The organism is Agrobacterium pusense, from assembly GCF_013285525.1.
GTDB lineage: Bacteria > Pseudomonadota > Alphaproteobacteria > Rhizobiales > Rhizobiaceae > Agrobacterium > Agrobacterium pusense.
The window spans coordinates 2325398-2351341 of the sequence record NZ_CP053856.1; the positions used below are offsets into that span (position 1 = coordinate 2325398).

Here is a 25944-nt window from a genome sequence, read left to right on the forward strand (position 1 = left end):
CGCCCCAATGACCGCTCTCTTCCTCCGCGATCTCAAGCTCTCCATCCGCGCCGGCGGCGGCGCGCTGATCGGCGTCCTGTTCTTCATGACAGTGGTTGCCGTCATCCCTTTCGGCGTTGGACCCGATCTCAACCTGCTTGCTCGTATCGGCCCGGCCATTGTCTGGATCGGCGCACTTCTGTCCGCCCTTCTCGGCCTCGACCGGTTGTTCCAGGCCGAACGCGACGACGGCTCCCTCGATCTCATCCTGATGCAGGAAACGCCGCTGGTGCTGACCGTCTTCGTCAAATGCCTGGCGCACTGGGTATCAACGGGCCTGCCCCTGGTGCTGGCATCGCCCCTTCTCGGCCTGTTCATGAACATGGACGAGGTGGCAATCGGCGCGGTGATGCTCACCCTTCTCGTCGGCTCTCCCGCCATCACCTTCATCGGCGCGGTAGGGGCGGCGGTTGCCGTTGCCCTGCCACGCGGCGGCCTTCTGGTCTCCATCCTCGTCCTGCCGCTCGCCATTCCGGTGCTGATCTTCGGTGTCAGCGCTTCCTACGCGGCAGTGCAGGACCCGGCGCCTTTCCTGCCACCCTTTCTCATTCTCTGCGCGATCACGTTATTTTCAGCCGTGACCGGCCCTTTCTTCGCCGCTTTGGCACTGCGCAATGTTATGGATTGAGGAAACCGCAACGCACGATACCCTGTTGACAGGGATCAATTGCGGGGCGGCCATTCTCGGGTTACACAAACGGCATGAACGAGCAGACTTTCTCCATCACCAAGTTCAGCGATCTCGCCAATCCCACGCGGTTTCTGGCGCTGGCGGCACGCATCCTGCCATGGCTCGCCGGTTTGACCGCGCTGGTGCTGGCGGCCGGCCTCTACATGTCCTTCACCTCGGAAGGAGATTACCAGCAGGGTTACACGGTGCGCATCATGTATGTGCACGTTCCGTCCGCCTGGCTGGCCATGATGTGTTATTCGGTCATGGCAATATCCGCTATCGGCACCCTCGTCTGGCGCCATCCGCTAGCCGATGTCAGCCATAAGGCCGCAGCCCCCATCGGTGCAGCCTTCACGCTCATCGCACTTATCACCGGTTCGCTCTGGGGCAAACCCATGTGGGGAACCTGGTGGGTGTGGGATGCGCGGTTGACCTCCGTTTTCGTGCTTTTCCTGATGTATCTCGGGCTCATCGCACTCAACCGCGCCATGGACGATCCATCCAGAGCCGCCCGCGTCAGCGCGGTGCTGATCCTCGTCGGGTTCGTGAATATTCCGATCATCAAGTTTTCGGTCGAGTGGTGGAATACGTTGCACCAGCCGGCAAGCGTCATCCGGATGGGCGGCTCCGCCATCGACGCGGAGTTTCTCTGGCCGCTTCTGACCATGGCGATCGGTTTCACGTTGCTGTTCTTCACCCTGCATATCGCCGCCATGCGCAATGAAATCTGGCGCCGCCGCGTGGCCGCGCAACGCCGGCTTGCCGCTCGCATGGCGAACCGGGAGGGTTGAGGGATGACACACGCCTTTTATATCGGCATGTCCTATGCGGCGACCGGCCTTGTCGTTCTCTGTCTCATCGCCTGGGTCGTCGTTGACGGCCAGGCACGCAAGCGGGAACTGAAGGAACTCGAAGCATCCGGCGTGCGCCGCAGGGCAAGAGCCGGTTCCGCTGGTGACGGCAAATGACGCAGACTAACCAGAATGACACATCAAAATCCAGGTCGTCTGGCCGCGCACGTTACGCGCTGGCGCTTCTTCCCTTGCTGCTGTTCGGCGGCTTTGCCCTCGTTGCCGGCAAGATGCTATATGATCAGGATGTCAACGGACTGGATGTCAGCGCCATACCGTCAGCGCTGATCGGCACCAGGGCGCCGACCCTGTCGCTGCCGCCGCTGGAAGGTTCGAACCTGCCGGCACTGACGGATGCCGCCATCAAGGGCAAGCTGACGCTGGTCAATGTCTTCGCTTCCTGGTGCATTCCCTGCCGGCAGGAACATCCGCTGTTGCAGGAACTGGCGAAAGACGACCGCATCACTGTCGTCGGCATCAATTACAAGGACAAGCCGGACAATGCCCTGCGCTTCCTCGGCGAGCTCGGCAACCCCTTTGCTGCCATAGGTATCGATCCCAGCGGCAAGGCGGCGATTGACTGGGGTGTGTATGGCATTCCCGAAAGTTACCTGGTCGGCGCGGACGGCACGATCCTTTACAAAAAGGTCGGCCCCTTCGATGCCCGCAGCGTCGAGCGCGACCTGCGACCGGCCATTGCGGCCGCAGCCGGGAAATAACCGCTCGTAAGGCATCACGCCTTGTTAACGACCCTCAGAGGCGGGCCTTCCGCCGGCAGACGCATGCCTTCCAGCACCACCTGATCGCGACCGCCGCGTTTTGCGGCATAAAGACTGTCATCAGCACGCTTGATGGCGTCGTGAATGGAATGATCGCCCCTCGCGACCGCCGAAACACCGAAGCTCGCCGTGATCTGACTGGTCACACCCCGGTTGCGCCAATCCAGTGACGACAGGCCTGTCCGCATGCCATTGGCAAGCTGGCTGGCCGCAGCAGCCGTCTGACCGGGCAGGAACACCACGAATTCCTCGCCGCCGAAACGCGCTACCAGCGCATCCTCGGGTGCATTTTTTGTGAGAAGATCGGAAAGGCCGATGAGGACGATATCTCCCGCCGCATGGCCGTAGACATCATTGATACGCTTGAAATGGTCTATGTCGCAGGCAATCACCGCGCCATCAGGCGTATCATTGCGAAAGTCGGGCACACGCCGGTCGAAGCCACGGCGGTTCAGCACGTCCGTCAGGGGGTCATGCTCCGCCGCGTGCTGATGCCGGTCCACGGTGACGGAAATCTGGCTCGCGAGCACCGAAAGCGCGAGCAGGAAGCCAAAAATACTCGCAGCAAGCTGCATGTAGAAAGCATAATCCGACTCGAAGAACTCGCTGAGCTCGATCATCGAGCCTCCCGGCGTCATCACCAGCAGCAAGCCGATGCGCACCAGCGTCTCCACCACCACGAGACAGGCAATTCCCACCATCAGCCTGTCGGCAAGCGCAGCCGGGCGCTTTCGCACGAGCCAGACCGGGATCGCGAGCAAAAGGGCGCAAACGAGATCGCCGATGACGAGTTCGCGTTTCAGATCGGGGGTGATGAAAACATGGAAAGAGACCAGCAACACCGCAACCACGACGATCGACAGCCGCGCTTTGGTATAGAGCGGCCGCCCGAAATGGGTGAGCAACGCGTGGCCATAGAGGAAGAAGGCGGAAAAGAACAACAGATTCGAAAGGATCGCCTGAACTTCAAAAGGCAGCCCGCCAAGCACCAGCGGTGTTGCAAAAGCAAAGGCCGCCGAAAGATATCCGATACCCCAGTAGCGGGCGGAAGCCTGCCCGGTCCTCTGCAGGAACAGAAACACCACGCCGAATGTCAGCATGATAAAGGGAAGAAGATAGGCGAAATTGTCTTGCAATGGGTTCTGCCGGAGGGAGAGACGAGCCTTTGAACCCGGATGTTACCGCAATGCCCTTAAGAAAGCCTGCATATATCGCGCGATTCCAGGGCCGTTCGGACTGCAATGTCGGCGAACACCGTTCACATTTGCGGGAGCGCGTTCTGCCATTCCTTTATGGCTTCAACAGGCCAGACAAGCATGACGACGTTGAGCGTCAGGTTGTCGCGGATCAGCCAGCCGGTGAATATCTCGAAGAAGATGGCGGCCACCACGGTTAGCCACACCGGCGCACGGCCGGCGAAGAAGAAACCCAACGCCATGAAAACCGTGTCCATCGCCGAGTTCAGGATACTGTCGCCCGTGTACCCCAGCGCCATCGTCGCGGTTCGGTAGCGATCGATGATGATGGGCGAGTTTTCAAGAATTTCCCACGCGGCCTCTACCAGCACCGCAAGGGAAAGCCGCATGGAAAGCGGCTTGTTGCGGAACAGCAGCCACGCAAACCAGTAGAACAGGAAGCCGTGGATGATATGTGACGGGGTGTACCAGTCAGCGATGTGCTGGGAGTTGCCCGGTGTATTCACGCCAGGCTCGAACAGCTTCACATAACCGCATTCACAAATCGGAATGCGGCCCATGGCGTAGAGAATGATGATCTGCAGGAGAAGCAGCCCGGCGGCCACGCCGAACCATTTAAGCGAACGCGAACGGGAAGCCGGCATCTCCGCAACTGTCATTTTTCGTCCTTGCCAAGCGGCTCGACAGAATGGCGCATCACAAGCGGCATCTGCGCCATGGTGAAGATGATGGTGATCGGCATGGTGCCCCAGACCTTGAAGGCCACCCAGGTGTCTGTGGAGAACATGCGCCAGACAACCTCGTTCAGCACCGCCAGAAAGAGGAAAAAGATACCCCAGCGCAGCGTCAGCTTGCGCCAGCCCTCATCCGTAAGCTTGAAGGCGGAATTGAAGACGTAACCGAGCAGCGACTGCCCGAAGAACAGGCCGCCCAGCAGAATGACGCCAAACAGCGTGTTGACGATGGTCGGCTTCATCTTGATGAAAGTGTCGTTCTGCAACCACAACGTCAGAGCGCCGAACACGAAGACCACGATGCCTGAAATCAGCGGCATGATCGGCAGCTTGCGCGTCAGCACCCAGGAAACGGAGAGCGCAATCGCCGTCGCGATCATGAACAGGCCGGTGGCGATGAAGATCGGGCCACCGAACTCTGTTAGAACCGGAAAAGTGGTGGCAAGCCATTCGCCGCGGGAATTGGCGAAAAAGAAAACGACGAGCGGGCCAAGCTCAAGCACGAATTTCAGGAGCGGGCTGACTTCCGCCACCATCTTTTCGCTTTCCTTGGAATTGCTTTCAATATCCATACTCAAACTCCCGCAATGGCTTTGGCGAAATCTTCCGCCTCGAAGGGCTCCAGATCGTCAACACCTTCACCCACGCCGATGAAATAGACCGGCAGCTTGTGTTTTGCAGCGATGGCGACGAGGATACCGCCCCGCGCCGTGCCATCCAATTTTGTCATAATCAGGCCCGAAACGCCCGCAACATTGCGGAATATTTCCACCTGGTTCATGGCGTTCTGGCCCGTCGTTGCGTCCAGAGTCTGCAACACGGTGTGCGGCGCATCCGGATCGAGCTTGCCGAGCACGCGCACGATCTTTTCCAGTTCCGCCATCAGTTCCGTCTTGTTCTGCAAACGGCCGGCGGTGTCGATGATGAGCACATCGCTTTTTTGCGCCCGAGCCTGCTCATAGGCGTCGTAAGCGAGACCCGAGGCATCTGCCCCAAGCTTGGTGCCGATGAAGTCCGAGCCGGTGCGGTCGGCCCATATCTTCAACTGCTCGATCGCTGCCGCGCGGAAAGTATCGCCGGCCGCCAGCATCACCTTGAGGCCCGAGCCAGAAAGCTTGGCGGCGAGCTTGCCGATGGTCGTCGTCTTGCCCGTACCGTTGACGCCGACCACGAGAATGACATGCGGCTTGTGCGAGAGATCGAGTTCCAAAGGTCTGGCAACAGGCTTCAGCACCTTGGTGATTTCACCAGCCATAATGCGCGCCACATCTTCACCGCTCACATCCTTACCGTAGCGTTCGGATGACAACGCGCCGGTGATGCGCATGGCGGTCTCGACACCAAGATCGGACTGGATGAGAAGATCTTCCAGCTCGTCGAGCGTATCTTCATCCAGCTTGCGTTTGGTGAAAAGCGCCGAAATCTGTGTGGTTAGCTGCGAAGACGTGCGGGCAAGCCCGTTTCGCAGGCGCTGGAACCATGTCAGTTTCACCTCAGGTGCGGCAAGCGCAGGCTCCTGCCGCTCACTCGCGGACGAAAAGCCCTTCGGCAGAGCTGGTGGAACCGCAATGGGTTCAGGCGCGGTAGCGGCTTCCGCCTCGTCGAGCAGCGCATCCATCGCATCGGCATCCAGCACGACGTCGGCAGTGTCCGGAGTCGGCTCGACCTGCTCCTCAGCAGCGGCTTCCGCCTGTAGCAGTGACAGTGGCACCAGGCCCATATCGCCGGAAAGCTCGGCACCGGGGAGAAGCGGCGCGTCCTCGTCTTCATTTTCGCCGGAGGAATCTAGATCTTCCGCCTCGTCGGGGGCCGGGCCGCCGGCCGTCTCCATCTCCAGTTCGGAAACAGGGTCCCTGTCGACAGCATCATGCGCTTCGGCGTCGTTCAGCGCCGCTTCGAAAGAGGCGTTTTCATTGCCGCGCTCAAGCGCAGCATTCTCTTGTGGCCGCTCTTCCGTTTCGGCCTTGTCCTTGCCGAACGAAAAGACTTTTTTGATGAAGCCGAGGGCCATGGTTGTTCCCGTGTCTCTTTTCTTGCGCTGCCTCAGGCCGCATCTGCCGCCAGAAGCCTCATATTCAGATGTTTGCCGTTGTGGCCGGTAATCGCAACCCGCGCAAGGGTGCGCGGGGCAAGATCAGGTGCCGCCACCAGCGTGAAATTGTCCGTATGGGCAAAACCGTTGTTTTCAACAAGAATGGTCTGCACCGAACCAACCATTCCTTGCAGATGCGCCACCTTAAGCGACTCCCCCCGCACGCGAAGCCTCGCCGCCCGCTCCTTCACAAGCGCTCGGTCCAGCTGCGGCATGCGTGCGGCGGGCGTGCCGGCACGCGGGCTGTAGGGAAAGACATGCAGGTTGGAAATGCCGCATTCTTCCGCAAGCGTCGCCGCGTTCTCGAACATCTCTTCAGTCTCGGTCGGAAAACCGGCGATCATATCCGCGCCGAAGGCCACATCGGGCCTGAGGGCCCGCACCTCGTGACAGAAGCGGATGGCATCGGCACGTGAATGGCGGCGTTTCATGCGTTTCAAAATCATGTCGTCGCCATGCTGGAGTGACAGGTGCAGATGCGGCATGAAACGCGGCTCACCGGCAATCAGATCCATCAGATGGTGGTCGGCCTCGATACTGTCGATGGAAGAAAGGCGCAGGCGCAGAATGTCGGGCACCTGCTTCAGCAATGTCTTGGCAAGATAACCAAGAGAAGGCTCACCCGGCAGATCGGCGCCGTAACTGGTCGCATCCACGCCGGTCAGCACGATCTCGCAATAACCGCTCTCCGTCAGCCTGCGGGCCTGATCCACCACCGCACCCATCGGCACGGAGCGCGAATTGCCACGGCCATAAGGTATGATGCAGAAGGTGCAGCGATGATCGCAGCCGTTCTGCACCTGAATGAAGGCGCGCACATGCCCGTCTATGTGCTTGACCATCTGCGGCGCAGTCGCCTTGATGCTCATGATATCGTTGACGCGCAGTTTTTCTTCCGCCGAAACGCCAAAATCCGGCAGCGCGCGATAAGAGGCGCTTTTCAGCTTTTCCTCATTGCCCAATACCGCGTCTACCTCGGGCATCTCGGCAAAGGTCTGCTTCTCGGTCTGGGCGGCACAGCCCGTCACGATGATGCGCGCATGTGGGTTGTCGCGCCGGGCGCGGCGGATCGCCTGGCGAGCCTGTCGCACCGCTTCCCCGGTCACCGCGCAGGTATTGACCAGCACAGCATTGTTAAGCCCGGCCTTTTCGGCCTCCGCCCGCATCACTTCCGATTCATAGGTGTTGAGACGACAGCCGAAGGTTATGACCTCGACCCCGCTCATACAGCCCCCCGCTCGACCGCATCCCGCGCCCACAAGCCGGTAATGGGATCGACGGAGCCCGACCATTCCCATTCGGCCGGTCCGGTCATGATGACGTGGTTATCTCCACGCCAGTCGATGGTCAGCGGCACGCGGATCGGGCTTGAGGCGACATCGATGCTGACCTTGCGGCCGGTGCGGCCGGTGCGGGCAGCGGAAACAGCTGAAGCACAGGCGGCCGAACCGCAGGCAAGCGTTAGCCCGGCGCCGCGCTCCCAGGTGCGGGTGCGAAGCGCGCTGTCTGAAATCACCTGCGCCAGCGTGATATTGGCCTTTTCCGGAAACACCGGATGGTTTTCGAGCAACGGGCCAAAGCGTTCGAGATCGAACTCCATCGGATCACGATCAACCCAGAATACGGCGTGCGGGTTGCCCATCGACATCACAGCGGGCGAATGCAGGATCGGCGCGTCGATCGGCCCGATCTGCAACTCGATGCGGCTGGTATCGTGGAACTCTTCCGAAAGCGGAATGTCGCTCCAGCGGAAACGCGGGAGCCCCATATCGACCGATATCATGCCGTCTTCATGCTCGACGGCATTCAGGATACCGGCGACCGTCTGGAAGGTGAAGCTGGTCTTGCCGGTTTCGGACGACAGCGCCTGCACCACGCAACGCGTGCCGTTGCCGCAGGCCTGCGCCTTGGTGCCATCGCAGTTGAGGATGTCAATATAGGCATCGGTTCCCGCGATACGCGGATCGTGGATGGCCATGATCTGGTCGAACTGGGTGGCAGGATCGGCATTGAGGGCAATTGCGGCCTCTGGCGTGACCATATCCTTTCGGCCGCGCATGTCGATAACGAGAATCTTGTTGCCAAGTCCGCTCATCTTCGCAAATTCGACCGTGTCCGCCATCGCTTTAAACCTGAAACCGCTTTTCATACGGGATTTTCCCGTGCTTTCGCCCTATATGGCGGAAACACCGGCAAATTACCAGACTGTTGCGTCGCAAACGGGGCGGCTGTCAGGCGGAAGGCACGTCGAAAACCTCTCCGGGGCGCATCGGCCGGAAACGGCTCTCCTCCACCCCGTGTTCGGTCAGCGCTGCCTTGAGGGCCACAAGCGGCGCATCCACCGCCTCATCGGTGAGCTGTACCGTACCCCAATGGTGGCCGCAGACATGCGCCGCACCGCAAAGCTTCATGCCTTCCACGGCTTCCGCCGGGTTCTGGTGTTGGCCCTTCATGAACCAGCGCGGCTCATAAGCGCCAAAGGGCAGGTTGGCGAGGCGGAACTCACCATGCTTCTTGCGCGCGGCGTGATAGTTGAGGCCCTCGTGAAAGCCGGTATCGCCAATATGGTAGATTTTCCCACCCGGCGTTTCGATGACGAACGCCGCCCAGAGTGCCATGCGCCGGTCGTTCAGACCACGCGCCGACCAATGATGGCACGGCTCGAAGTGAATTTTCGCCGCACCGGCATCAATCACACCACCCCAGTCGCCCACCTCGATGCGCGCCGCCTGAACGCCGGTACGGATGATGGCATCATTGCCGAGCGGCGTGATGAAAAGCGGCTTGTGCGCCACATGCAGGCGCTTCAGCGTCTCCATATCCAGATGATCGTAGTGATTATGCGTTACCAGCACGAGATCGATGGGCGGCAGATCCTCAAAACGGATACCGGGCGGGTTGACGCGCTTGGGCCCGGCGAAGCTGAAGGGGCTGGTGCGCTCAGACCACACGGGATCGACGAGAATATTCAGGCCCGCTGTCTGGATAAGAAAGGAAGCATGGCCGATGAAGGTGACACGCATGTCTTTACCCTCGACCCGGCTGTCCGGTTTCGCAAACGGAAACGGGCTCGCATAGCTTTGCGGCCACTTGGCGCGTTCACCGTTGAAGCGCCATTTCAGCAGACCCATGAAGTTGCTGGGCGGCGTACCACCGGGATTGAAAAAGCGTATCCCGTCGAAATGATCGGAGATAGGGCCGCTATAATAAGCGCTGGCGCTTGAACGGCGAGCATAAAGGCCGCCGCCCGCCAGAGCGAGCAGGCCAACAGCGGAAAAACGGAAAAATTTTCGACGGTTCATGACAAATGTATAGGGAGCAGAATGGCGCCGTTCAAGCACCGCCTCTGGCGGCCGACGACCGATCACGCAAAGATGAAATGCAGGCTTTGTCGGGCGGAAACCAACGCTGCCTTGACTTTTCCGGCACTTTCCTGTTTATCCCGCCCATCAGCTGGCAGTTTCACGACTCCAAGCCGCCGACCGGGACCCGAAAAGGTATAAAGAGATCCCGGAGGTCAACACCCGACAGCGCGATGCGCCCTCGGGTGCTTTTTGGCTTTGCGTCTTGTTTTTGCCAGCGAAAGCACCGACGTTTCGGAAACCCGGAACGAAGAAGGAAGAAACGATGTTTGAAAACCTCCAGGACCGCCTTGGTTCCATTCTAAATGGACTGACCGGCCGTGGCGCGCTGACGGAAGCCGATGTTGCCGCCGCCCTGCGCGAGGTTCGCCGTGCGCTGCTGGAAGCGGATGTGGCCTTGGAAGTCGTACGTTCCTTCACCGACAGAGTGCGTGAAAAGGCCGTCGGCGCGGCCGTTCTGAAATCCATCAAGCCCGGCCAGATGGTCGTCAAGATCGTCCATGACGAGCTTGTCGAAATGCTCGGCACCGAAGGCGTCTCGATCGACCTTCATGCGGCCGCCCCCGTCGTCATCATGATGGTAGGTCTGCAGGGCTCGGGTAAAACCACAACCACCGGCAAGATCGCCAAGCGCCTGACCGACCGCGACAAGAAGAAGGTGCTGATGGCATCTCTCGACACGCGTCGTCCGGCCGCACAGGAGCAGCTTCGCCAGCTCGGCGTCCAGACCGGCGTCGACACGCTGCCGATCATTGCCGGCCAGTCGCCGACGGATATTGCCGCACGTGCCGTGCAGGCCGCAAAGCTCGGCGGCCACGACGTCGTCATTCTCGATACCGCCGGCCGTACCCATATCGACGAACCCTTGATGCTGGAAATGGCAGACATCAAGAAGAAGTCCAATCCGCATGAAATCCTGCTGGTCGCGGATTCTCTGACCGGTCAGGACGCCGTCAATCTGGCGCGCAATTTCGATGAACGTGTCGGCATCACCGGCCTCGTTCTCACCCGTATGGACGGCGACGGCCGCGGCGGTGCGGCCCTCTCCATGCGCGCCGTCACCGGCAAGCCGATCAAGCTGATCGGTATCGGCGAGCGCATGAACGAACTCGACGAGTTCCACCCGCGCCGTATCGCCGACCGTATTCTCGGCATGGGCGACATCGTCTCGCTGGTCGAAAAGGCCGCCGAAAACATCGATGCGGAAAAAGCCCGCGCCATGGCCGAGAAGATGGCCAAGGGCAAGTTCGACCTCAACGATCTGGCCGACCAGCTTGCCCAGATGAAAAAGATGGGCGGCATGGGCGGCATCATGGGGCTGATGCCCGGCATGGCCGGTATGAAGGACAAGATGGCTTCAGCCGGCATGAACGACAAGATGTTCGATCGCCAGATTGCCATCATCTCCTCCATGACCAAGGCGGAGCGCGCCAATCCGGATATTCTGAAACACAGCCGCAAGAAGCGCATCGCTGCCGGTTCCGGCACCGATGCCGCCGAAATCAACAAGCTTCTGAAGATGCATCGCGGCATGGCCGACATGATGAAAGCCATGGGCGGCAAGGGCAAAGGCGGCATCATGAAGCAGATGATGGGCGGCCTTGCCGGCAAGATGGGTCTCGGTGGCATGATGGGCGGCGGCATGCCTGATTTGTCCAACATCGATCCGAAGCAGCTTGAAGCGCTCCAGAAGCAGGCGGAAGCCGCCGGCCTCGGCAAGCCGGGTGGAATGCCCGGCCTTGGCGGTCTGCCGGGCGGATTGCCGGGCCTCGGAGGCACAAAGCTGCCGGGTCTTGGCGGCATGCCGGGCCTTCCCGGCTTTCCGAAAAAGAAGTGAGGGGGACGCCAATGAACAATACAGAGGTGAAAGCCCAGCTTTCCGAATACCGCCAGTCGATCGACAACATCGATGCCGCACTGGTTCACATTCTTGCCGAACGTTTCCGCTGTACCAAGGCGGTGGGCGTGCTGAAGGCAAAATACAATTTGCCGCCGGCAGACCCGGCGCGCGAGGAATACCAGATCGAACGCCTTCGCCACCTGGCAAAGGACGCCAATCTGGACCCGGATTTCGCCGAGAAGTTCCTGAACTTCATCATCAAGGAAGTCATCCGGCATCATGAAGCAATCGCCGCCGAACATGGCGGCACAGAAAAGACCGCCTGAAAGGCGGACAAGCCATCCTAAGGAGTAAATGACATGGCACTGAAAATTCGTCTCGCACGCGGTGGTTCCAAGAAGCGCCCGTATTACCAGATCGTTGTTGCTGACGCCCGTTCGCCCCGCGACGGCCGCTTCCTCGAGAAGGTCGGTTCCTGGAACCCGATGCTTGCCAAGGACAACCCGCAGCGCGTTGAGCTGAAGGCTGACCTCATCAAGGAATGGATCGCCAAGGGCGCACAGCCGACCGACCGCGTTCTGCGCTTCCTCGCAGAAGCCGGCCTTGCCGAGCGCGCCGCTCGCAGCAACCCGGAAAAGGCAAAGCCGGGCAAGCGCGCTCTGGAACGCGTTGCTGAAAAGAAGCAGAAGGCTGAAGATGCAGCCGCTGCCGCTGCGGAAGCCTCTGCTGCAGAATAATCTGCACGGAAACTTTTGAGGAACGGGTGGCGTGGATTTCCACGCCGCCCGTTTTTTGTTTATTTTGGCGTCAACAGACCTTAAAGCTGACGCAACCAATACCAGAAGACGGACGGCCCGATGGCAAAGCTGGAAAACCCGATACTCATGGCAAAAATCGGTGGCGCGCAGGGTCTGCGTGGCGAAGTCCGTGTCAGCACATATACCGATGACCCGCTGGCGCTCGGCGATTACGGCAATCTGGTCAGCGCCGATGGCCGCATTTTTGAAATTCTGGAAATTCGCGAGGGCAAGAACGTTGTCATTGTGCGCTTCAGGGGCGTCAACGACCGCAATGCGGCCGAAAGCCTGAATGGGCTCGAACTCTTCATCGAACGCGACAATCTGCCCGACGACGAGCTTGATGACGACGAATTCTATTATGCCGATCTCGAAGGGCTGGAGGCAGTTGATGCCGAAGGCAAGAGTTATGGCGCCGTCAGTGCAGTCTATGATTTCGGCGCGGGTGATCTGCTGGAGCTGAAGGGTGCGGGCCGTCGCCCGGCCCTCATTCCCTTTTCAGAGGCGGCGGTGCTGGAGATCGACCTCGAAGCCGGACGCATTCTTATCGATCCGATGGCCGCCGGCCTGATCGACAATCCCGACGACAAGGACGAAACCGGCGTACCGCCGTTCGGCAAGAAGTAACCGATGACCTTCAAGGCTACCGTGCTGACGCTTTACCCGGAAATGTTTCCGGGACATCTCGGATATTCGCTGGCCGGCAAGGCGCTGGAGCGGGGACAATGGTCGCTGGACGCCGTGCAGATCCGCGAATTCGCCACCGACAGGCACAGAAGCGTCGATGACACGCCCGCAGGCGGCGGCGCTGGCATGGTGCTGAAACCCGATGTCCTGGCCGCGGCCATCGACCACGTTTCCGATGGTGACACGCGCCCGCGCCTGCTGATGAGCCCGCGCGGCAAGCCTTTGTCCCAGAACCGTGTGCGCGAACTTGCGGCGGGTGACGGCGCAATCATCGTCTGCGGCCGTTTTGAAGGCGTCGACCAGCGGGTGATCGAGGCGCGCGCGCTGGAGGAGGTGTCGATCGGCGATTACATCCTCTCCGGCGGTGAGCCGGCGGCGCTGACGCTGCTGGACGCCGTCGTCCGCATCCTGCCGGGCGTCATGGGCAATGACCTTTCCGGCGTGCATGAAAGCTTCGAGGGCGGGCTGCTGGAACATCCTCATTATACCCGCCCGCAGGTCTGGGAAGGCCGCGATATCCCCGCCGTTCTCACCTCCGGCAATCACGCTGTCATCGACAAATGGCGTCATGAACAGGCGCTTAAGCTGACGAAGGAAAGGCGGCCCGACCTTCTTGAGAAGCCTCAGGTCGAGACGAAATAATAAGCCGTCAGCACCAGCCCGACCGCAATCACCAGCCAGCGAATGACCCACTGCGGCACCCGCCGTGCCGTGTGCACGCCCGCATAGCCGCCAAGCGCTGCCGCGGGAAACATGATGAGCGCCGCCCACCAGGAGACAACACCGCCGCTGACGAAGATCGTAATCGCGATGACCGCGATCACCACCGACAGCAGGTTCTTCAAAGCGTTCAGATGATGATAGCTTCCGCCCGAAGTTATTCCGAGGATGGCAAGCATCATGATGCCCATTCCAGCGCCGAAAAAGCCGCCATAGATGGAGGCAAGCCCCTGGAAGACGAGGCTCGGCAGATTGCCGGGAGAGCGCTCGGTGCTTGTCTTCGGCCTGAGCCACGGGCCGGCGGCAAAAACGGCGGTGGCGGCGAGAAGCAGCCATGGAACCAGCTGACGAAAGGAGGGGTTGTCGAGCGACAGAAGCAGGAGCGATCCACCCAGCCCACCGACGACGGAAACAGCCGACAGAAGGATCGCCTCGCGCCAATGGGCGCGTATCTCCGGCCCATAGGCGATGACGGACGTGACGTAGCCCGGAAACTGCACGATCGCCGACGTGGCGTTTGCGACAATCGGCGGCAGGCCGGCCAGCGTCATCGCACCGAAGGTCAGGAATGTGCCGCCGCCGGCAATCGCATTGACGACACCTGACAGAAAGCCGGTTGCAAACAGCATGAGAACGATGAATATGGACATGGCCCCTCCCAAGGTTTTCATGCCATATCCGGCCGAAAGCCGCTTCGCAACTGTCGGAGCGCGGTGAAGAATTGATAAAAATTGTCATGAAGGGATGACAAACGGTGCATCCTCGTGTATGTGCCCGCGTGGAATTGGGGTTTACCCCTTTAACCGCAAGCAAAGAATGGCGAACCCGCTCCTGCCGCAAGGCATGGCCTGAAGGCATCGACCGACAGGCAACCGTTGAGCGCTCTGGCTGTTTCAGAAGAAATCAGAGGTTAACATGACCAATATCATTCAGCAGCTGGAAGCCGAACAAGCTGCCAAGATCGAAGCAAAGCGCACCCTGCCTGAGTTTTCTCCGGGCGACACGCTGCGCGTGAACGTGCGCGTTACCGAAGGTAACCGTACCCGCGTTCAGGCTTATGAAGGCGTTTGCATCGCCCGTTCCGGCGGCGGCCTTTCCGAAAGCTTCACCGTTCGCAAGATCTCCTACGGCGAAGGCGTAGAGCGCGTATTCCCGATCTACTCGCCGCTGGTCGAAGGCGTTGAAATCGTTCGCCGCGGTAAGGTTCGTCGTGCGAAGCTCTACTATCTGCGCGACCGTCGCGGCAAGGCTGCCCGTATCGTTGAAAACACCGGTACGCGCGCCCGTAAGCTGAACGAGTCCGAGCGCCAGGCAGCTGCCGAAGAAAAGGCACGTCTGGAAGCTGAAAAGGTAGCAGCAGCACAGGCTCTCGCCGCCGAAAAGGCAGCAGCCGAAGCTGCTGAAGCCAAGGCAGCAGAAGAAGCAGCAAAGGCTGCAGAAACCGCAGCAGAATAAGATTTCCAGTTTACTGGATTTACGAAAAAGGCGGTCTTGGGACCGCCTTTTTTGTTGCGCTCACATGTCTTGCTCTCGCTCCGGCAAGCGTGCAATTTGAGAAAAATCGCTCCGGAGCCTTTCATGATCGCCAGACGCCCGTTTCTCGCCGCCCTCGCCGTATTGGCCATGACGCCTGCACTCGCCGGCGCCGTCGATCTGCCGGATCTTGAGGGACGCACCGTCGTCGTGGTCACGGAAAATGCCTATCCGCCGCTGCAATTCGTCGACCCGAAAAGCGGAAAAGCCATCGGATGGGAATATGATGCGATGGAAGAGATCGCCAGACGGCTGAATTTCAAGGTCGAATATCAAAATATTTCCTGGGACGCGATGATACAGTCAGTTTCTGCGGGGCAATACGACATCGGGATGACCGGAATCAGCATCAAGGACGACCGCAGGGAAAAAGTGGATTTCTCCGTCCCTTATATGCGTTCGGAAATGTTCATGCTGGTGCGGGCAGACGAAAACCGCTTTACCGACGCAAAGAGTTTCGCCGCCTTCGATAAAGGTCTCGTTGGCGCACAGGCCGGCACCACGCCCTTCTACACGGCCGTTTACGATGTTCTGGATGGCAACGAGCAAAATCCGCGCCTTCGCCTGATGGAAACCTTCGGCGCCAGCGTTCAGGCGTTGAAAACAGGCGATGTCGACCTCGTGCTCACCGATGGCGTTGCCGGCAAGGGTTATGTCGATGCGTCAAACGGCACGCTCAAACTGATCGGTGGTCCGCTTGGCGGCGATGACTTCGGTTTCATCTTCAAAAAAGGTTCCGATCTCGTTGCCCCTGTCAATGCCGCGATCGCGGCGCTGAAGGCGGACGGCACCTTCGCCTCACTCGATAAGAAGTGGTTCCTCGACTACAAGCTTGGCGAATGACGCTGCACGACGCCACAACAAAGCGGAACACGCAGAACAGCACGAGCGAGGATTTTCCCTGGTGGCTGCTCGCGATCCTCGTGATCGGCATTGCCCTTGCCGCGATGATCGCTGTCAATGGCATTTACACGCAGGTGTTCAGCACCGTGGCAAAAGGTGTCGGCATCACGGTTTCCGTCACGCTCATGGCCTTTATGCTGGCAAAATTGCTTGGCCTTTGCATCGCCCTCGTCGGAATGGCTGATAATATCGTGGCACGGCAAGTGGCACGGTTTTACATCGAAGTGGTTCGCGGCATACCGATCATCGTTCTGCTTTTCTACATCGCTTTTGTGGGAACGCCAGGCCTGGTGGCGCTCTATAACGGGCTGACTGCTCCGCTTGTCTCACAGGGATGGGTGGAGCCTTTGCTTGTGCGGGACGTATCATTGATCTGGCGGGCGATCATCGCACTGACCATCGGTTATGCGGCTTTCATTGCAGAGATTTTCCGCGCCGGCATACAGGCCGTTCCGGAGGGGCAGATCGAGGCAGCAAAGGCCCTCGGTTTCAGCCGCTATCAGCGCTTCAGGCTGATCACTCTGCCACAGGCGACCCGGACGATCTTTCCGCCGCTTTCGAACGATTTCGTGTCGATGGTGAAGGACAGCTCACTTGTTTCGGTGCTCGGCGTCACCGACATCACCCAAATGGGAAAAGTCTATGCCGCCGGTTCTTTCCGGTTTTTCGAGACCTATTCGATCGTCGCCTATATCTACCTGATCTTGACCATAGGCCTATCACTGATATTGCGGCGGATTGAAAAGGCGATGCGCTCGAAACAAGGATGAGGGAAAGGGGACAGCCGGAAGCAATCCGGCCATCCCTCTCTTTTGGTTCAGGCGGTTTGAGCCTGATTGCCCATCTTGCGGGTGGCGATGATGACTAGCACACCGGCAAGCGCGAGGCAGAAGGCAAGGAAGAACATCGGCGCAATGGTGCTGCCGGTCTGATCCTTGATCCAGGGCACGACGTTTTGCGCCACGAAGCCACCGAGATTGCCGACCGAATTGATGGCGGCGATACCCGCAGCAGCGCCCGCTCCCTTGAGGAAGCGGCCGGGCAGGCTCCAGAACACCGGCTGGCCTGCAAAGATACCTGCAGCGGCGATGCAGAGGAAAGCGAACTGCAACACCGGGTCGCTCAGCAATGCCGACATCAGCAGGCAAAACGCACCGATAAAGGCAGGACCAACGATATAGGGCGTCTTGTTCTTTGCCTTATCGGCCGCCAGAGGCACGACGAACAAGGCAACGGCAACGATCACCCAGGGGATGATGTTGATGAAACCGTTCGCGGTGTTGGAAACGCCAAAGCTCTTCACGATGGTTGGAAGCCAGTAGCTGAGACCATAGGCGGCCAGCGGAAATCCAACATAGCAGAGCGACATGAACAGAACCCGCGGATTGATCAGGGCTTTGAAGCCATCTTCCGCATGCTCTTCCATGCCCTTGTTCTCTTCGGCAAGCCGGTTCTTCAGCCAGTCCTTCTCGTCCTGCGACAGAAACTTGGCCTTTTCGGGCGTATCATCCAGATAGAAGAAGGTGGCTATGCCAGCGATCACAGCCGGAATACCAGTGGCAAGGAATACCCATTCCCACCCGGCATAACCGAGGAAACCGTCGAGATCGAGCAACATGCCGCCGAGCGGCGCGCCGATGGCATTGGCGAGCGCGCTGAAGATCATGAACAGGCCGATCATGCGGCCGCGATAATCGCGCGGGAACCAGAGCGTCATCAGGAACAGCACACCCGGGAAGAAGCCCGCCTCGCAAAGCCCGAGCAGGAAGCGCAGGATGTAAAACATCGTGGCGTTCTGCGTATAAGCAAGCGCAATTGTGACGGCCCCCCAGGAAACCAGAATGCGGGCAAACCATTTGCTGGCGCCGAAGCGGTTGAGGAACAGGTTGCTCGGCACTTCGAAGATGAAGTAGCCGATGAAGAACAGCGACGCGCCAAGACCATAGGCGTATTCGCTGAGGCTCAACGCATCGACCATCTGCAGCTTGGCATAGCTGACATTCTGTCGGTCGATATAGGCGATGAGATAGAGAAGGCCAAGAAACGGCATGAGCCGCCAGGTGATCTTCGAGATAAGGGCCTTTTCGGATACCATATGCTTTCCTCCCTTCGATTTCTCGTCGAATGCAAATGATAAGGGAACCCATCTATATGTGCGCTGCAAAATAGGCAAGTTGCGTTGCATCATAACAACCGCAAAGCGTTGCTGGGCAGGCCGTCTCGCCGTGATGCAGTGCATAGTGTTGGCACGATCCTGTCCTTCAGCCTGTCTCCTGCGCATTCATGTTGCCGTAAAACCATCGATCTGCTATGAAAGTTGCCATGGGATCTAAATTCGGATGTCTCGCTCAGAATGTGTATGTGCTGCAGGACCACAAGCGTCTGCCGGCACGCTTCTTTGCGCGCGTTTCCGGGGCGCTCACCAGCCGACTTAGGCTCGCCTGACAGCACCGCTGTCCACCGCCTTACTGAACCCTATTATCCTTTTCCATGACAAGGCACAGAGCCATGAGCGCACCCCGCACTTTGTATGACAAGATCTGGGACGACCACGTCGTCAATCGCGACCCGGATGGAACCTGTCTTCTCTATATCGACCGTCACCTCGTTCATGAGGTGACGAGCCCCCAGGCCTTCGAAGGTCTGCGCATCGCCGGCCGTCCGGTGCATTCGCCGGCCCGCACGCTCGCTGTGGTCGATCATAACGTGCCGACCACCGCCGACCGGCTGGAAGGCATCAAAAACGAAGAAAGCCGCATTCAGGTGGAAGCGCTGGCGCAGAACGCCAGGGACTTCGGCGTTGAATATTATTCCGAACGCGACAAGCGCCAGGGCATCGTTCACATCGTCGGTCCCGAACAGGGTTTCACCCTGCCGGGTATGACGATCGTCTGCGGCGACAGCCACACCTCCACCCACGGCGCATTTGGCGCACTGGCGCATGGCATCGGCACCTCCGAAGTAGAGCATGTTCTGGCCACACAGACGCTGATCCAGAAGAAAGCCAAGAACATGCTGGTGCGTGTCGATGGCAAAATCCCCGAGGGCGTTACCGCCAAGGACATCATCCTTGCCATTATCGGCGAGATCGGCACCGCCGGCGGCACCGGCCATGTCATCGAATTTGCTGGTGAGGCGATCCGTTCGCTCTCCATGGAAGGTCGCATGACGGTCTGCAACATGACCATCGAGGGCGGCGCCCGCGCCGGCCTGATTGCGCCTGACGAAACGACCTTCGAATACATCAAGGACAAGCCGCGTGCGCCGAAGGGCGAAACGCTGGAACAGGCGATCGCCTACTGGAAGACTCTGAAATCCGACGAGGGCGCCCATTACGACAAGGTCGTCATCCTCGATGCGGCCAATCTTCCGCCTATCGTCTCCTGGGGCTCTTCTCCGGAAGATGTAACCTCTGTTCAAGGCATTGTTCCCAATCCCGATGATATCGATGAAGAAAACAAGCGCGCCTCCAAGTGGCGTGCGCTTGACTACATGGGCCTCAAGCCCGGCACGCGCATTACCGATATCGCCATTGACCGCGTCTTCATCGGCTCCTGCACCAATGGCCGCATCGAGGATTTGCGCGCGGCGGCGAAGATCGTTGACGGCCGTAAAGTCGCTCCCACCGTTTCGGCCATGATCGTGCCCGGCTCCGGTCTCGTGAAAGAACAGGCGGAAAAGGAAGGTCTGGACAGGATTTTCCTCGAAGCCGGTTTCGAATGGCGCGAGCCAGGCTGCTCCATGTGCCTTGCCATGAATGACGACCGCCTGAAACCCGGCGAACGCTGCGCGTCCACCTCGAACCGCAATTTCGAAGGCCGTCAGGGCTATAAGAGCCGTACCCACCTCGTCTCCCCCGCCATGGCGGCGGCGGCAGCCATTGCGGGTCATTTTGTTGACGTTCGTGAGTGGCAGTGATCGCCGGGTGAAGGCCTGAACATAAAACCCCGGGGCTATCCGGGGTTTTTGTTATTCAGAGATGATCTTTACCCTTTGCCCGGGCTGAATCGTGGCCGTGGCGCCCATCGCATTGATCATGCGGAACATGTCGAGCTTCCGCTCCGTTCCCATCATCCGCGCCGCCATCGTGGCCACGGTTTCACCCGGCTTCACCGTCACCACCCGCACTCTTAGCGGCTTCAGGGAGGCGATCTCCTGCGGCGTCATCTTGCGGAAGCTGGTGCGCAAGGTATTGGCGATGGAATCGAGTTGCGTATTGCCCTTCGGCACCGCGGTCAGGAACCGGAATATCTGCTGGCCGACGCGGATGACCGTGACGTCGAAATCCCATTTATCCGCGCTTGCCCGGGCTGTCGCGGCCTCCAGTCCGTTGATCTGCGTTTCCTTTACCGTTTCAGGCAGCAGGCCGGCGACCCAGCCGCTCGTCAGGTAATTGGCAAGGCTCGTCTGTTTCGGATCGGCGACGCCGTCGAAACGGATTGCGACCTCGCCCGGCCCTGTCGCCAGCACAGCCTCAACCTTGTTGTCGATCACGAAACCTTCCGGCACGTCGAAACGAATGCCGAGCGTTCCATGCAGGAATGTCTGGCCGCGGACATAACCTTCCTGCGGGCTATCGCCGTAAAGCAGCCCGTCTATACCGTCCAGAAACCAGTCTCGGCCACGATCTCCGACCTGGCCTTCCTGGCCGAAGGCACGGGCATGCCGGCGCGCAAGCTCGATGCGCTGTGGTGTATTGGGGTGACTCGAAAGGAAGTCGAGGCTCTGGTCGTTTTCCGGATCGGCCGAAGAGAACCGCGCATAGGCCGCCATGGAATCAAGAAAGCGCGGCGATGCGTAAGGATCGTAACCCGCCTCGCCAAGCATGCGTACCCCGATCACATCCGCCTGCAACTCCTGCTGGCGAGAAAAAGCTGCAAGCCGCAGCTTGCCACGGGCCAGCGCCTGCTTGCCGGCGAGATCGCTGGACAGGACCTCTGCAACCACGCGGCTCGCAATCACTTCCGCTTCTTCGCGGCGCTGACGTTCGATCCCGTGGTTGGCGGTGACGTGGCCCATTTCGTGCGACAGCACGGCCGCCACTTCCGAGGCGTCATTGGCGAGCGCCAGAAGCCCGCGCGTCACGTAAAGATACCCGCCGGGCAAAGCGAAAGCGTTGATGGCGGGCGAATTGAGAATGGTGATGCGGTAGGATTGCTGCGGATTTTCGGAGACGGCCGTCAGCGCTCCGGCAATCCGGGCGACAAGCCGCTCCGTCTTGGCATCACGATATTCGCCGCCATAGCTGGCCACGATGCGTGGATGTTCGCGTGCGCCCATCTGCGCGCGCGGATCGTTCTTCTGAACCTCTTCCACCGTCTGCGGATTGTCCGAGGGACGCAATGTGGACTGGTAGGCCGGGCTGAAAAGAGATTGGCACGATGACAGCAACACGGCAGAAGCGGTCAGCGCGGACCACGCCGCAGCGAGCCGGCCGGAACGGCGAAGGCCTGAACCGGAGGAGAGCCTCCGCTGTGCAGTCATGCTATTTTTCATTCTCTATGCCTGCCCCTTAACGTTCCTGATCATCCGTTAATTGCAGACCAGAATAACAGATTCGCCCCAACGGGCGATGAATGCCGAGACGGTAAAATCGATCCATCAAATCCGGAATATTCCTGAAGAACGCAATAATTCTCATCTTTTCTCGGGCAACAACTTGAAACTGGCAAGTGCAAATTAGCGCCATTGAAGTCATCTAAAGCGATTGCCAGCGGCGCGCGTCGAAAATAAGGCGGTCACCCGTTCAGGAAACTGTCCACGGCCTTCACATTTTGTGTGGCAAAGAAATCCGCTGTCGCTCCGGCAAAAACGACACGGCCACGATCAAGAAAAACCACCCGCCGCGCTAATCTTTTTATGTCTTCCGGTTGATGGCTCACAATAATCACCGCATTATTTGTTTCTTTATGCAAGTCAAGCAACAGAGAACTCATGCCCGCCCGTAGCCCTGGATCAAGTGCGGCGAAAGGTTCATCGAGCAGCATGACGGGCTTCTTCCTGACCAATGCGCGCGCAAGCGCCGCCCTCTGCCTTTCTCCTCCGGAGAGCGTGCCCGGCAGACGCTTGCCGAAACCCGAAAGACCAACGCGCGCAAGCGCAATATTTATTCTTTGCCGGTCTTCCGCGTGTAATCTGAGCGTGGGGCTTATACCAAGCGCGACATTGGTAAAAACGTCGAGATGGGCAAAAAGATTATTGTCCTGAAAAATCGAAGAGACGGGCCTTTCGGAAGGGTCGAGCGTCGTCACGTCCCGTCCGCCGATCATCACGCGGCCGGAATCCGGCAACTCGAAACCGGCAACGAGGTTAATCAGTGTCGATTTTCCCGAACCGGATGCACCGACGACAGCGGTGACCTGCCCCTGCAGAAACGCACAGTCGAGGTCGAAATCCTGCGTTCCAAGCCGCAGCCTGACCCTGTCGAGCTGCACTGCGAAATCGTCGCCCTTCATGTCATCGCCTCTGCCGCTTTTGCCTGCTCCGGTTGTGAATGTCGCGATACGCCGGTTGCAGCAAGCAACAGGCAGACCACACCGAGAAGAAAGGCGTAACCGGCGGCATCGTTGGTCCGGTAGCTGCCCATATTGCTATAGACGAGCCACGGCAAGGTGACAAAATTCTCTGAACCGAACAGGGCAACCGCGCCGAGATCGCCAAGCGACAGGGCCATCGCGAAGGAAAATGCCATGGCCAGCGGCCGCCACAGGACGGGCAGATCGGCGAACCGCAGCCGCGGCAGACCCTGAAGCCCGAGGCTGGCGGAAAGTCGGCCGGTGCGGAGAAAATGACTGGTGACGGCCGGCTCCAGCACCCGCATGGCAAGCGGCAGGGCCATCAGCATGTTGATGAGCGCCACGAGAACCGGGGCATAAACAGCGACGTCACCGAAAGGCCGCAAGAGAAGGAACCATCCGCTTCCGAGCACCACGGGCGGAACCAGCAGAACCAGAGACGATCCCGCGCCGAGAACGCTGGACAAGAGGTGAAGAGGCCGCGCGGCCCGCCGTTTCGCGCTGACCGCCTGACGTGCGCGGATGATCGCCATGCTGACGATGATCACGAAAATTGCCGAGAACGCGGCAATCCCAAGACTTGTCGCCGCCGCGCGCAGGAAGACCGGTGCTGTGATGAGGCGCGGCAGGTCTGCCTGGACGCCCGAGAACACAATGGCGACAAGCGGCAGTCCGATCAAAAGCACCGCGGAAACGATGATTAGACCGTCCCACAGGCGGGCCGCCGCCCGGCCCGCATCGAAACGGCGCACGGGCCGGCCAAGTGAGGCGATTTCCGCTTCCGGCGACGGCAGGCAGGCCAGAAGGCCGAGCAGGGCCGCGGTGAGGACGATCTGCAGAACCGAGAGCGCGATCGCCCGCTGCGGATCGAAATCGAACCGCAGCGCCTGGTATATAGCGACCTCCAGGGTGGTCGCCGCCGGCCCACCGCCCAAAAGGAGCACGAGCGTGAAACTGGTGGCGCAAAGCATGAAGATGAGGCCGGCGATACCCGGAACAAGCCGGGACACGGCCGGCCATTCGACAAAACGGAAAACCGAGATCGGCCCCATGCCGAGGCTCGCCGCCATGCGCCAATATTCGCCCGGAATACGCTCCAGCCCGGCCAGCAACAACCGGACGGAAAGCGGCAGATTGAAAAACACATGAGCAATGAGGATGCCGGAAAGACCGTAAATGCTGAAAGGTTCTTCCGCGCCGGCGAAAACAAGGAGCGTATTTAAGACACCCTGCCTCCCCCAGATGGTAATGATACCGAAGGCGCCGACGATAACCGGCAGCCCCATCGGCACTGCCATCAACCGGATGATCCAGATCCTTCCCGGAAACTCCCGCTGCCGGGAGAGTGCCAAGGCCACGGGAAGACCAAGAATGATGGAAAGAAGGGTGGAGAGCGTCGCCTGATAAACCGTGAAGCGCAGAATACGCAATGTATAAGGGTCGGAAATGCCGGAAGCGGATGCACCCGCGTCAAAGGACAGAAGCGCAAACACGGCGAGCGCCATGAACAGGAAAACGGCGGCAAAAGCCGCCGTCCCGAAAATGATTGACCGCCGGTAATCGCGACGCAGCATCATGCGTGGACGCGCCTCTTCTTCAATTCATGCTCATGGCCGTCAGCCATTCGTCTATCCATGCCTTGCGGTTTTTCACGACCTCTTCCGGCTGCATCAGGAAAGTCTTCTGCGGCACGACGAGCCTGGAAAAGGCCTCCGGCAGGGGGGCGGAGGTTGCCGCAACCGGCATCATCCAGTTGTTTTCGGGAATGGTATCCTGAAAACCGGAGGTGAGGGTGAATGCGAGAAACTGCTTTGCAAGATCCTTGTGCGGCGCGTTTTTGAGAAGGCCTGACACTTCGATCTGGATGTAATGTCCTTCGGAGAAAGCTGCGGCCTGATAACGATCCGTCTTTTCGGCGACCATATGATAGGCGGGCGAAGTCGTATAGGACAACACCATCGGCACCTCCCCCTTGGTGAAGAGCCCGTAGGACTCCGACCAGCCCGGCGTAACGGTAAGGATCCGCTTCCTGAGCTTTGCCCAGGCTTCCGGCGCCTGGTCGCCATAAACCGATTTCACCCACAGAAGCAGCCCCAGTCCCGGCGTCGAGGTGCGCGGGTCCTGAATGGCTATCTTCTGGGCAGGGTCGCCTTCCACGAGTTCTTTGAGGCTCGCTGGTGGGCTTTTCAGCGTCTGGGTGTCATAGACGATAGCAAAATGGCCGTAATCATAGGGAACGAACACATCGTCCTCATAGCCGCCGGGTACCTTGGCCGCTGATGCATCAACGCCGCTGACATCGAAAAGGCCGGTCTGTTTCGCCTCCGCGACCAGATTTGTATCAAGTCCCACGACGACATCCGCCTTGGACCCCGCACCTTCTAATTTCAGCCGGTTGAGAAGCGCCACGCCGTCCGCCACGCCGACAAAATTGACGGTGCAAGCGCACACCTTCTCGAAAGCGTCCTTTATTTTGGGACCGGGACCCCATTCAGAAACGAAGCTCTCATAGGTATAGACCGTCAGTTCGGGTTTTTCCTGCGCAACGGCGAGGCCGGGCAGAAGCATGGAAACGGCAATGATGGAATTTACAAAAACACGACGGCGCACGAATATCTCCTCAAAACGAGGAGGGAAATAGCCGCCTGCATGAAAGCCGTCTAATCCCTCCGCCGGTATGAACCGGATCAGGTTCTTCGGGTTGGCAAGCCTCTCAGCCTTTTGCGCCCAAGCGCGAAAGACACCCCGTTAGATCAAGATAATGGTGTAGTCCCGCAGACCCATCTTGGCAAGATGGCTGCCATCAACCCTGCTGCGCCATGTGCACCAGTTCCCAGACGTGGCCGTCGGGATCCTGAAAACTGCCTGCATACATGAATCCGTGATCCTGAATGGGTTTCCAGTGGCTGCCGCCTGACGCGAGCGCGGCCTCGATCATACGGTCGATTTCCTCCCGGCTTCCGGCGGAAAGACAGGTCAGTACCTCGGTACTCCGCTTGGCGTCGGCGATGTCGCCGTTGATGAAATCACGAAAACGCTCTTCTTGAAGGAGCATGACGAAGATGTTCTCCTCGACAATCATGCAGAGCGTGCGGTCATCGGAATATTCCGGATTGAAGGTGAAACCCAGTGTCGTGAAGAAGGCTCTCGATGTCTCGATATTCTTGACGGGCAGGTTGACGAAGATCATGCGCATGGTGTTGAACTCCTCCGAACCGGGACA

27 protein-coding genes and 1 riboswitch are annotated in these 25944 nt (G+C 59.4%); of the genes, 13 read left to right on the plus strand and 14 right to left on the minus strand.

Annotated features, from left to right (window positions below):
- Positions 1–7: 7 nt before the first annotated feature.
- The 4 genes from ccmB to HQN82_RS11385 all read left to right on the plus strand — a co-directional run bounded on the left by ccmB (position 8) and on the right by HQN82_RS11385 (position 2282).
- Positions 8–667 carry a heme exporter protein CcmB gene (gene ccmB / locus HQN82_RS11370; protein ID WP_004443913.1) on the plus strand — a complete coding sequence of 220 codons (660 nt, stop codon included), beginning with the start codon at positions 8–10 and terminating at the stop codon, positions 665–667.
- Positions 668–741: 74 nt separating this feature from the next.
- Positions 742–1503: a heme ABC transporter permease gene (locus tag HQN82_RS11375; protein WP_006698262.1), complete on the plus strand. Its 762-nt coding sequence runs from the start codon at positions 742–744 to the stop codon at positions 1501–1503.
- Between the two features lie 3 nt (positions 1504–1506).
- Positions 1507–1680, plus strand: coding sequence for a heme exporter protein CcmD (gene ccmD, locus HQN82_RS11380; RefSeq protein ID WP_004443917.1), 174 nt, complete (start codon positions 1507–1509; stop codon positions 1678–1680).
- A complete protein-coding gene (locus HQN82_RS11385) occupies positions 1677–2282 on the plus strand; it encodes a DsbE family thiol:disulfide interchange protein (protein WP_022556965.1) in 606 nt (201 codons plus the stop codon). Before ccmD ends, HQN82_RS11385 begins: the two co-directional genes overlap by 4 nt.
- 14 nt (positions 2283–2296) lie before the next feature.
- Here the strand turns inward: HQN82_RS11385 and HQN82_RS11390 are convergent, their stop codons facing one another.
- From HQN82_RS11390 to HQN82_RS11420, 7 genes are all read right to left on the minus strand, one after another.
- Entirely contained in the window at positions 2297–3478 is a 1182-nt protein-coding gene (locus HQN82_RS11390) for a GGDEF domain-containing protein (protein WP_034500065.1), read from the minus strand.
- Positions 3479–3600: 122 nt separating this feature from the next.
- Positions 3601–4197, minus strand: a complete 597-nt coding sequence (locus tag HQN82_RS11395) for a DUF2585 domain-containing protein (RefSeq protein ID WP_035207953.1) — start codon at positions 4195–4197, stop codon at positions 3601–3603.
- Entirely contained in the window at positions 4194–4844 is a 651-nt protein-coding gene (locus HQN82_RS11400) for a septation protein A (protein ID WP_112765639.1), read from the minus strand. Before HQN82_RS11400 ends, HQN82_RS11395 begins: the two co-directional genes overlap by 4 nt.
- A 2-nt stretch (positions 4845–4846) precedes the next feature.
- Positions 4847–6283 carry a signal recognition particle-docking protein FtsY gene (gene ftsY / locus HQN82_RS11405; RefSeq protein ID WP_112765640.1) on the minus strand — a complete coding sequence of 479 codons (1437 nt, stop codon included), beginning with the start codon at positions 6281–6283 and terminating at the stop codon, positions 4847–4849.
- Between the two features lie 32 nt (positions 6284–6315).
- Positions 6316–7590 (minus strand): tRNA (N(6)-L-threonylcarbamoyladenosine(37)-C(2))-methylthiotransferase MtaB, encoded by a 1275-nt coding sequence (gene mtaB, locus HQN82_RS11410; RefSeq protein WP_045533386.1) that lies wholly within the window; start codon positions 7588–7590, stop codon positions 6316–6318.
- Positions 7587–8486 (minus strand): diaminopimelate epimerase, encoded by a 900-nt coding sequence (gene dapF / locus HQN82_RS11415; protein ID WP_112765700.1) that lies wholly within the window; start codon positions 8484–8486, stop codon positions 7587–7589. Before dapF ends, mtaB begins: the two co-directional genes overlap by 4 nt.
- 109 nt (positions 8487–8595) lie before the next feature.
- A complete protein-coding gene (locus tag HQN82_RS11420) occupies positions 8596–9666 on the minus strand; it encodes an MBL fold metallo-hydrolase (RefSeq protein ID WP_112765642.1) in 1071 nt (356 codons plus the stop codon).
- Between the two features lie 325 nt (positions 9667–9991).
- Between HQN82_RS11420 and ffh the strand changes: the two genes are divergently transcribed.
- The 5 genes from ffh (at position 9992) to trmD (ending at position 13692) form a co-directional block, all read left to right on the plus strand.
- On the plus strand, positions 9992–11563 hold the full coding sequence (gene ffh / locus HQN82_RS11425) for a signal recognition particle protein (RefSeq protein ID WP_004443941.1): 1572 nt from the start codon (positions 9992–9994) through the stop codon (positions 11561–11563).
- A gap of 11 nt (positions 11564–11574) precedes the next feature.
- Positions 11575–11892, plus strand: coding sequence for a chorismate mutase (locus HQN82_RS11430; RefSeq protein WP_003505091.1), 318 nt, complete (start codon positions 11575–11577; stop codon positions 11890–11892).
- Between the two features lie 33 nt (positions 11893–11925).
- The gene (gene rpsP, locus HQN82_RS11435) at positions 11926–12303 is read left to right on the plus strand and encodes a 30S ribosomal protein S16 (protein ID WP_004443943.1); all 378 of its coding nucleotides are present in this window, start codon (positions 11926–11928) and stop codon (positions 12301–12303) included.
- 120 nt (positions 12304–12423) lie between these two features.
- Entirely contained in the window at positions 12424–12990 is a 567-nt protein-coding gene (rimM, locus tag HQN82_RS11440; protein ID WP_006698269.1) for a ribosome maturation factor RimM, read from the plus strand.
- 3 nt (positions 12991–12993) lie between these two features.
- The gene (trmD, locus tag HQN82_RS11445; protein WP_004443947.1) at positions 12994–13692 is read left to right on the plus strand and encodes a tRNA (guanosine(37)-N1)-methyltransferase TrmD; all 699 of its coding nucleotides are present in this window, start codon (positions 12994–12996) and stop codon (positions 13690–13692) included.
- Here trmD and HQN82_RS11450 read toward each other — a convergent pair.
- Positions 13674–14420: a sulfite exporter TauE/SafE family protein gene (locus tag HQN82_RS11450; RefSeq protein WP_004443948.1), complete on the minus strand. Its 747-nt coding sequence runs from the start codon at positions 14418–14420 to the stop codon at positions 13674–13676. The two genes, trmD and HQN82_RS11450, sit on opposite strands and share 19 nt — an antisense overlap.
- Before the next feature lie 265 nt (positions 14421–14685).
- Here HQN82_RS11450 and rplS point away from each other — a divergent pair, with 265 nt between their 5' ends.
- The 3 genes from rplS (at position 14686) to HQN82_RS11465 (ending at position 16976) form a co-directional block, all read left to right on the plus strand.
- Positions 14686–15225 carry a 50S ribosomal protein L19 gene (gene rplS, locus HQN82_RS11455; RefSeq protein ID WP_003505101.1) on the plus strand — a complete coding sequence of 180 codons (540 nt, stop codon included), beginning with the start codon at positions 14686–14688 and terminating at the stop codon, positions 15223–15225.
- Between the two features lie 123 nt (positions 15226–15348).
- The gene (locus HQN82_RS11460; protein ID WP_173614900.1) at positions 15349–16146 is read left to right on the plus strand and encodes a transporter substrate-binding domain-containing protein; all 798 of its coding nucleotides are present in this window, start codon (positions 15349–15351) and stop codon (positions 16144–16146) included.
- On the plus strand, positions 16143–16976 hold the full coding sequence (locus tag HQN82_RS11465; RefSeq protein WP_173614901.1) for an amino acid ABC transporter permease: 834 nt from the start codon (positions 16143–16145) through the stop codon (positions 16974–16976). The genes HQN82_RS11460 and HQN82_RS11465 overlap by 4 nt, the downstream gene beginning before the upstream one ends.
- Positions 16977–17023: 47 nt before the next feature.
- Here the strand turns inward: HQN82_RS11465 and HQN82_RS11470 are convergent, their stop codons facing one another.
- A complete protein-coding gene (locus HQN82_RS11470; RefSeq protein ID WP_022556971.1) occupies positions 17024–18301 on the minus strand; it encodes an MFS transporter in 1278 nt (425 codons plus the stop codon).
- A gap of 413 nt (positions 18302–18714) precedes the next feature.
- Here HQN82_RS11470 and leuC point away from each other — a divergent pair, with 413 nt between their 5' ends.
- On the plus strand, positions 18715–20124 hold the full coding sequence (gene leuC, locus HQN82_RS11475) for a 3-isopropylmalate dehydratase large subunit (protein ID WP_004443956.1): 1410 nt from the start codon (positions 18715–18717) through the stop codon (positions 20122–20124).
- 51 nt (positions 20125–20175) lie between these two features.
- On the opposite strand, the gene HQN82_RS11480 is transcribed toward leuC, so the two are convergent.
- The 5 genes from HQN82_RS11480 to HQN82_RS11500 form a co-directional block, all read right to left on the minus strand.
- Entirely contained in the window at positions 20176–21690 is a 1515-nt protein-coding gene (locus HQN82_RS11480) for a M48 family metalloprotease (protein WP_048902756.1), read from the minus strand.
- A 254-nt stretch (positions 21691–21944) separates the two neighbouring features.
- A complete protein-coding gene (locus HQN82_RS11485) occupies positions 21945–22661 on the minus strand; it encodes a thiamine ABC transporter ATP-binding protein (protein WP_173614902.1) in 717 nt (238 codons plus the stop codon).
- The gene (thiP, locus tag HQN82_RS11490; RefSeq protein WP_022556975.1) at positions 22658–24298 is read right to left on the minus strand and encodes a thiamine/thiamine pyrophosphate ABC transporter permease ThiP; all 1641 of its coding nucleotides are present in this window, start codon (positions 24296–24298) and stop codon (positions 22658–22660) included. Before thiP ends, HQN82_RS11485 begins: the two co-directional genes overlap by 4 nt.
- Before the next feature lie 19 nt (positions 24299–24317).
- Positions 24318–25331, minus strand: a complete 1014-nt coding sequence (thiB, locus tag HQN82_RS11495) for a thiamine ABC transporter substrate binding subunit (protein WP_173614903.1) — start codon at positions 25329–25331, stop codon at positions 24318–24320.
- A gap of 37 nt (positions 25332–25368) precedes the next feature.
- Positions 25369–25479: riboswitch (TPP riboswitch) on the minus strand.
- 45 nt (positions 25480–25524) lie between these two features.
- Positions 25525–25917 carry a VOC family protein gene (locus HQN82_RS11500; protein ID WP_112765645.1) on the minus strand — a complete coding sequence of 131 codons (393 nt, stop codon included), beginning with the start codon at positions 25915–25917 and terminating at the stop codon, positions 25525–25527.
- Between the last annotated feature and the right edge of the window lie 27 nt (positions 25918–25944).

Coding starts and splice junctions, on each gene's coding strand:
- ccmD (WP_004443917.1), top strand. CDS start 1,507: ATGACACACGCCTTTTATATCGGCATGTCCTATGCGGCGACCGGCCTT.
- HQN82_RS11375 (WP_006698262.1), top strand. CDS start 742: ATGAACGAGCAGACTTTCTCCATCACCAAGTTCAGCGATCTCGCCAAT.
- ftsY (WP_112765640.1), bottom strand. CDS start 6,283: ATGGCCCTCGGCTTCATCAAAAAAGTCTTTTCGTTCGGCAAGGACAAG.
- HQN82_RS11500 (WP_112765645.1), bottom strand. CDS start 25,917: ATGCGCATGATCTTCGTCAACCTGCCCGTCAAGAATATCGAGACATCG.
- ccmB (WP_004443913.1), top strand. CDS start 8: ATGACCGCTCTCTTCCTCCGCGATCTCAAGCTCTCCATCCGCGCCGGC.
- trmD (WP_004443947.1), top strand. CDS start 12,994: ATGACCTTCAAGGCTACCGTGCTGACGCTTTACCCGGAAATGTTTCCG.
- HQN82_RS11395 (WP_035207953.1), bottom strand. CDS start 4,197: ATGACAGTTGCGGAGATGCCGGCTTCCCGTTCGCGTTCGCTTAAATGG.
- HQN82_RS11385 (WP_022556965.1), top strand. CDS start 1,677: ATGACGCAGACTAACCAGAATGACACATCAAAATCCAGGTCGTCTGGC.
- ffh (WP_004443941.1), top strand. CDS start 9,992: ATGTTTGAAAACCTCCAGGACCGCCTTGGTTCCATTCTAAATGGACTG.
- HQN82_RS11465 (WP_173614901.1), top strand. CDS start 16,143: ATGACGCTGCACGACGCCACAACAAAGCGGAACACGCAGAACAGCACG.
- HQN82_RS11470 (WP_022556971.1), bottom strand. CDS start 18,301: ATGGTATCCGAAAAGGCCCTTATCTCGAAGATCACCTGGCGGCTCATG.
- dapF (WP_112765700.1), bottom strand. CDS start 8,486: ATGGCGGACACGGTCGAATTTGCGAAGATGAGCGGACTTGGCAACAAG.
- mtaB (WP_045533386.1), bottom strand. CDS start 7,590: ATGAGCGGGGTCGAGGTCATAACCTTCGGCTGTCGTCTCAACACCTAT.
- HQN82_RS11485 (WP_173614902.1), bottom strand. CDS start 22,661: ATGAAGGGCGACGATTTCGCAGTGCAGCTCGACAGGGTCAGGCTGCGG.
- HQN82_RS11430 (WP_003505091.1), top strand. CDS start 11,575: ATGAACAATACAGAGGTGAAAGCCCAGCTTTCCGAATACCGCCAGTCG.
- rplS (WP_003505101.1), top strand. CDS start 14,686: ATGACCAATATCATTCAGCAGCTGGAAGCCGAACAAGCTGCCAAGATC.
- rimM (WP_006698269.1), top strand. CDS start 12,424: ATGGCAAAGCTGGAAAACCCGATACTCATGGCAAAAATCGGTGGCGCG.
- HQN82_RS11460 (WP_173614900.1), top strand. CDS start 15,349: ATGATCGCCAGACGCCCGTTTCTCGCCGCCCTCGCCGTATTGGCCATG.
- HQN82_RS11480 (WP_048902756.1), bottom strand. CDS start 21,690: ATGACTGCACAGCGGAGGCTCTCCTCCGGTTCAGGCCTTCGCCGTTCC.
- thiP (WP_022556975.1), bottom strand. CDS start 24,298: ATGATGCTGCGTCGCGATTACCGGCGGTCAATCATTTTCGGGACGGCG.
- HQN82_RS11400 (WP_112765639.1), bottom strand. CDS start 4,844: ATGGATATTGAAAGCAATTCCAAGGAAAGCGAAAAGATGGTGGCGGAA.
- rpsP (WP_004443943.1), top strand. CDS start 11,926: ATGGCACTGAAAATTCGTCTCGCACGCGGTGGTTCCAAGAAGCGCCCG.
- HQN82_RS11420 (WP_112765642.1), bottom strand. CDS start 9,666: ATGAACCGTCGAAAATTTTTCCGTTTTTCCGCTGTTGGCCTGCTCGCT.
- leuC (WP_004443956.1), top strand. CDS start 18,715: ATGAGCGCACCCCGCACTTTGTATGACAAGATCTGGGACGACCACGTC.
- HQN82_RS11450 (WP_004443948.1), bottom strand. CDS start 14,420: ATGTCCATATTCATCGTTCTCATGCTGTTTGCAACCGGCTTTCTGTCA.